This is a genomic window from Microbispora sp. ATCC PTA-5024 (assembly GCF_000511135.2).
Classification (GTDB): Bacteria; Actinomycetota; Actinomycetes; order Streptosporangiales; family Streptosporangiaceae; genus Microbispora; species Microbispora corallina.
The window spans coordinates 311,362-317,687 of the sequence record NZ_KI866527.1; the positions used below are offsets into that span (position 1 = coordinate 311,362).

Consider the following 6,326-nt stretch of genomic DNA (forward strand, 5'->3'; position numbering starts at 1 on the left):
GTGAAAGATGTGATTTCGCTCACAGTCGCGGTTAGACCTATCCACCCGCCACGCGCCTGTCAAGGCCGCCTTCAGGTTCATGATCAGCGTAAACACGCCGCGTACAGCACTGATCTGCGTCACGCCAGTCAAGCGGGGGGTTCCACAATCCCGGACAGGCGGCCCAAATCACCCTCTTTCCCAGCTTTTTCTCAGATAACTTGCTCCCGTTCCTTTACTGACGCTTGGGGCGCAAGTGACGCCTCACGACAGACCAGGGAGATCCTCTTGAAGCGCTCGCTCGCTCTGGGTGGCGTCGCGGCCGGCCTCCTGGCCTCCGCGGCAGTCGCCGCCCCGGCTCACGCCTCCGACACCGTTCCGTCCGTCATCCTGGCCAACACGCCGTTCGCGGCCAAGGAGATCGCGACGTTCTGGTTCGCGGAGCACTACGCGAACCTCGTCAACGCCACGCCGTACGACGTGGAGACCAAGGTCGTCGCCAAGCACGTCTCGACCGGCGGCCCGTCGGCCGACACCAAGCCGGGTGTCGTGCCCGCGATCGGCGACGAGAAGAAGAGCACCGCCAAGTCGAAGAACGTGAACCTGCCCAAGACGCTGGGCAAGGTGTTCTTCATCGGCGCCGACCACCGGCCGCACTGGTGCACCGCCACCTCCGTGCAGTCCTCGTACCACAACCTGGTGGCGACCGCGGGTCACTGCGTCTACGACACCGAGAGCAACCGCGAGACCCTCGACAAGTGGGTCTTCGTGCCCGGTTACTACCAGGGCAAGACGCCCTGGGGCATCTACGTGGGTAAGCAGGCCTTCACCCACTACGACTACGACGTGTACGAGGACGGCGACCGCGACTACGCGTTCGTCACCGTCTACAACGGCGTGCTGCCCACCGGCGCCGGCTTCGGCTCCTACTCCAAGGTGTGGGAGCACAAGTGGCAGGCCTACAAGGACAAGGCCCGCATCCAGAACGACAAGACCACGGCCTGGTCGAAGATCGAGGTCAACTCGGTCGGCGACCCGGACCACCTGGTCCCGGTCGGCACCCCCGAGTCCGACGTGTTCTCGATCACCGCGGACGCCTTCCAGGCCGCCAACAAGGGCAAGGACCTGACGGGCAACGGGCCGTGGGACCCGCGCACCGGCGTGAAGACCGACGAGCTGACCGCCGGGCAGTACAACAGCGACAAGGACTTCTACTACAGCCCGGACAAGAAGGCCCTCTTCTTCCGGACGCCGGTCCCGGCCCCCGAGACCGTCGTCTCGGAGACCCCGTCGCCGAGCCCGTCGCCGTCGGCCACGCCGACCCCCACCCCCACGCCCACCCCCACCGCGACGTACAAGTACTTCAAGCGGACCTTCTGGGGCAGCTACGACCTTGACTACAAGGTCACCGCCAGGGTCTTCGGCATCGGCCTCAAGGACGTCGGCCGCCTCGGCGACAACGTCGGCGGGCAGGGCCTGGCCTACAACCAGAAGCTCGGCAAGAGCGTCTTCGTCTTCGGCTACCCGAGCGGGTCGCACCCGGACGGCAACCACAGCTTCAGCGGCCAGACCCTCAAGTGGAGCTACGGCAAGACCTTCGCCGCGCAGGCCTCCGCGATCAAGGGCGAGGAACTCGTCGGCGTCAAGTCCTCCTTCACCGGCGAGGGCTCGATCGGCTCGTCGTGGCTGCTGCAGTACAAGAGCTCGCGCCGTCTCGGCTACCTGAACGGTGTGACCATCGGCGTCGCGGACACCGACAAGAACAACCGCATCGACACCAGCATCTCGCCGTACTTCGACGGTGAGCTGTACGGCGTCTACAAGTCGGCCGCCTCGCTGTGGTCCGGCAAGATCGTCTGATCTGACGGCACAGTCCGATCCGGCTTTCCCGGCCTGATCCGACCTACGCGGCTCGATCCGGTCCCCACGACCTGATCCGGCCCGTACGGGTCTGATCCGGCCACCGCACGACGGAAAGGCCCGGCCCTCCCGGCCGGGCCTTCTCCTTTTCCCTGGAACTTCCGCCGCCGCACGAACCGGCCCGGAGGCGGTGCGGGTGGGCCGGCAGGTCCTTCGGAGAGGCATCTTCGACGGGTCGCGGGGGCGATCTGGTTTCGTCCGGCTGATGTGATTTACGTCACATTGCCGCGCCGGAACGATCCACGCAACCAGAAGTCAGGATCACCAGTAAAGGGCGACCCATCAGCAGTTATGCATCGGTTATCTAGCTCTCGTCTAGAACGTTCCGGATGTGCGATCGGACAGGTGGATCAAGAGCACCGCATGATTACCACCCTTCCCAGCCAATCCTCAGATAACTTACGAACCGTTCCTTTACTGACGGTTGGGGCGCGAGTGACGCCTCACGACAGACCAGGGAGATTCTCTTGAAGCGCACCCTTGCTCTGGGTGGTGTCGCGGCCGGCCTCCTGGCCTCCGCCGCCGTCGCCGCCCCCGCCCACGCCGCCGGCGACGTCTCCAGCGACAGCCTCGCCAGCACCAACCTCGCCGCCAAGCAGGTCGCGGCCTTCTGGTACGGCGAGAACAAGGCGAACCTGATCAACGCCACGCCGTACAACGTCGAGACCACGGTTCCGAGCAAGCACATCTCGACCGGCGGCCCGACGGCCGACACCAAGCCCGGTGTCGTCCCGGCCATCGGCGACGAGAAGAAGAGCACCTCGAAGTCGAAGAACGTGAACCTGCCCAAGACCACGGGCAAGGTGTTCTTCATCGGTGCGGACCACAAGCCGCACTGGTGCACCGCGACCTCCGTGCAGTCCTCGTACCACAACCTGGTGGCGACCGCGGGTCACTGCGTGTACGACACCGAGTCGAACAAGGCCACCCTCGACAAGTGGGTCTTCATCCCCGGTTACTACCAGGGCAAGACCCCGTGGGGCATCTACGTCGGCAAGACGGCGTACACGCACTACGACTTCGACGTGTACGAGGACGGCGACCGCGACTACGCGTTCGTCACCGTGTACAACGGTGTCCTGCCGACCGGCGCCACGGTCTCCCACAAGCCGGAGTTCTTCGAGACCAAGGCCGAGGCCGAGGCGCAGAAGGCCAAGTACGAGGCCGACAAGTCCAACGGCCACTCGCGCCTGCGGATCGTCCCCCGGATCGACTGGGCGCACAAGGTGACCGTGGGCACCGCGGGCTCCATGAAGGTCCCGGCCAGCGTCGCGCAGCTCGCTGTCGACCCGAGCACCATCAACTCCGCGCGGACCACGCTGGAGAACTGGGCCAAGGGCCACATCGGCGACTCCACCTTCAGCGACAACACGTGGGGCTCCTCCGTCAAGGAGGTCCCGGCCAACGAGCACGCCGACGGCTGGAACTCCACCGACGCCACGAAGCAGACGATCTACTACTTCACCGCGGGCGACAAGAAGTACAAGGCCACCTTCTGGGGCAACTTCGACGTCGACTACTGGCTGTACGGCCGGGTTCTGTGGATCTCGCTCAAGGACGTCGGCCGCCTCGGCGACAACGTCGGCGGCCAGGGCCTCGCCTACAACCAGAAGATCGGCCAGCCCGTCTTCGTGTTCGGCTACCCGAGCGGCTCGCACCCGGACGGCAACCACGCCTTCTCCGGCAAGACCCTCAAGTGGTCGTACGGCAAGACCTTCGCCGCCCAGGCTCCGGCCATCAAGGGCGAGGAGCTCGTCGGCGTCAAGTCGTCGTTCACCGGTGAGGGCTCGATCGGGTCGTCCTGGCTGCTGAAGTACAACAACAGCCGCCGCCTGGGCTACCTGAACGGTGTGACCATCGGCGTCTCCGACACCGACAAGAACAACCGCATCGACACCAGCGTCTCGCCGTACTTCGACGGTGAGACCTACGGCGTCTACAAGTCGGCCGCCTCCGTGTGGTCCGGCAAGATCGTCTGATCTGGACGTCGCGCACGTAAGCACTAGGAAGGGCCCGGCCGGTCGGCCGGGCCCTTTCGCGTATCCGGAACCCGCGCGTGCGGCTCCACGAGGACCTCTCGGCGGCGACGGCGAGGGCGAGGCTCAGGGGGGCTTACCGGCCCCCGGCGCCTCGGCGCCTGCCCGCCCCCTGCGCCCCTGTGGAGGAGGTGCCGCCTCCCGCGCCCTTGGGGACGGCCACGCGCCACTCCCCTGCGCCCCTGACGTGCCCGCCGTGCCGGTCTCCTGCGCCCCTGACGTGCCCGCCGTGCCGGTCTCCTGTGCCCGGACATCCCGGCGTGCCGCTCTCCTGTGGCCGGGACGTGCCACGTCGCACGCGTCTCCCGTAGGCCCTGGAACGCCGCGTAGGCCTCGCTCCCACGTGCCAGGGGGGACGCGGTGTGGGGCCCTCGCCCCAGGACGCCTCGTAGGCGCGTCCGGGCCGGGGACGGCGCCCGCGCCTCCTCGGCTCCGGGTCCGGTTCGCGCGGCGCCCCCGCATCCGGCCCCGAGGCGGGACCCGGAAAAGCGGAAAGGGCCCGGCGCCGGCTGCCGAGCCCTTCCCTGGCGGTTCACCGCCGTTTACTGCTGTTACTGCTGTTTACCGCTGTCGACCCTGTGGGCGACGATCAGACGATCTTGCCGGACCACACGGCGGCGGCCGACTTGTAGACGCCGTAGGTCTCACCGTCGAAGTACGGGGAGACGCTGGTGTCGATGCGGTTGTTCTTGTCGGTGTCGGAGACGCCGATGGTCACACCGTTCAGGTAGCCGAGACGACGCGAGGTCTTGTACTGCGCCAGCCACGACGACCCGATCGAGCCCTCACCGGTGAAGGACGACTTGACGCCCACGAGCTCGTCGCCCTTGATGGAGGGCGCGGTGGCCGCGAAGGTCTTGCCGTAGCTCCACTTGAGGGTCTGGCCGGTGAAGGTGTGGCTGCCGTCCGGGTGCGACCCGCTCGGGTAGCCGAACACGAACACCGAGGAGCCGACCTTCTGGTTGTAGGCCAGGCCCTGGCCGCCGACGTTGTCGCCGAGGCGGCCGACGTCCTTGAGCCCGATCCACAGCGCCTTGCCGACCACGGAGTAGTCGACGTCGTAGTTGATCCAGAAGGTGCGGGTGATGTACTTCGTGCTGCGGCCGAACTTGACCTCGAAGTAGTAGGTCTTGCCGTCGGCGGAGACCTTGCCGTTGCCCGGCCAGCCCTGCGGCCTGTTGAACGTCGACGAGTCGGTGACACCGGTGTTCGGCTTGAACCCGCCCCAAGCAGCCGGCTGCGGGTTGAGCTTCTTCCAGGTGTCGAGCGTCACGTAGGTCTTCTCGAACTCCGAACCGGCCGGAACGGCGCCCACCGTGGTGGTGTCGACCTTCCGCTCGATCGTGAGGTTCGAGTAGCCGTCGGACTTGTCGGCCTCCAGCTCGGCCTTCTTCTTCTCGGCCTCGGCCTTGGTCTCGAAGGGCAGCGGGTCCTTCGACACGGAGGCGCTGGTGGGCAGCACGCCGTTGTACACGGTGACGAACGCGTAGTCGCGGTCGCCGTCCTCGTACACGTCGAAGTCGTAGTGCGTGTACGCCGTCTTGCCGACGTAGATGCCCCACGGGGTCTTGCCCTGGTAGTAACCGGGGATGAACACCCACTTGTCGAGGGTGGCCTTGTTCGACTCGGTGTCGTACACGCAGTGACCCGCGGTCGCCACCAGGTTGTGGTAGGTCGACTGCACGGAGGTCGCCGAGCACCAGTGCGGCTTGCTGTCCGCTCCGATGAAGAACACCTTGCCCGTGGTCTTGGGCAGGTTCACGTTCTTCGACGTGCTCGTGGACTTCTTCTCGTCACCGATGGCCGGGACGACACCGGGCTTGGTGTCGGCGGCGGGGCCGCCGGTCGAGACGTGCTTGCTGGGGATCGTCGTCTCGACGTTGTACGGCGTGGCGTTGATCAGGTTCGCCTTCGCCTGGCCGTACCAGAAGGCCGCCACCTGCTGCGCGGCGAGGTTGGTGCTGGCGAGGGTGTCGCTGGAGACGTCGCCGGCGGCGTGGGCGGGGGCGGCGATGGCGGCGGAGGCCAGCAGGCCGGCCGCGACACCACCCAGAGCGAGGGTGCGCTTCAAGAGGATCTCCCTGGTCTGTCGTGAGGCGTCACTTGCGCCCCAACCGTCAGTGAAGGAACGGTCAAAAGTTATACGAAGAATCAGGAGAGAAATAAGCAGTCTGAAGTGAAATCTTGCGACTTAGCCGTGCGCACCCTGAATGGCGGCTGAATGCCATTCCTGAGAATTTCCTGGGATTGGCTGATCACGCGGCATGTCCGTCTCGCGAAGGCGACGGACAGTGATGGACCGGTCTACTGACCTCTGTGACGAAGGTCACACGCGCCGGACGAAACCGGGCGGCCCCCCGGACCCGTCTCAGATGTCCCGCGCCTCCGCCT

Annotated in this window: 3 protein-coding genes; 2 read left to right on the forward strand and 1 reads right to left on the reverse strand. The window is 66.3% G+C overall.

Translation table 11 applies throughout. From position 1 onward, the window contains the following. The first annotated feature begins 267 nt into the window (after positions 1-267). The gene (locus MPTA5024_RS43010) at positions 268-1,839 is read left to right on the forward strand and encodes a trypsin-like serine peptidase (RefSeq protein ID WP_036332491.1); all 1,572 of its coding nucleotides are present in this window, start codon (positions 268-270) and stop codon (positions 1,837-1,839) included. A 527-nt stretch (positions 1,840-2,366) separates the two neighbouring features. Further along, the gene (locus MPTA5024_RS39125) at positions 2,367-3,878 is read left to right on the forward strand and encodes a trypsin-like serine peptidase (protein WP_036332493.1); all 1,512 of its coding nucleotides are present in this window, start codon (positions 2,367-2,369) and stop codon (positions 3,876-3,878) included. 646 nt (positions 3,879-4,524) lie between these two features. Here MPTA5024_RS39125 and MPTA5024_RS39130 read toward each other — a convergent pair. Next, a complete protein-coding gene (locus MPTA5024_RS39130; RefSeq protein ID WP_036332495.1) occupies positions 4,525-6,006 on the reverse strand; it encodes a trypsin-like serine peptidase in 1,482 nt (493 codons plus the stop codon). Positions 6,007-6,326 lie beyond the last annotated feature (320 nt).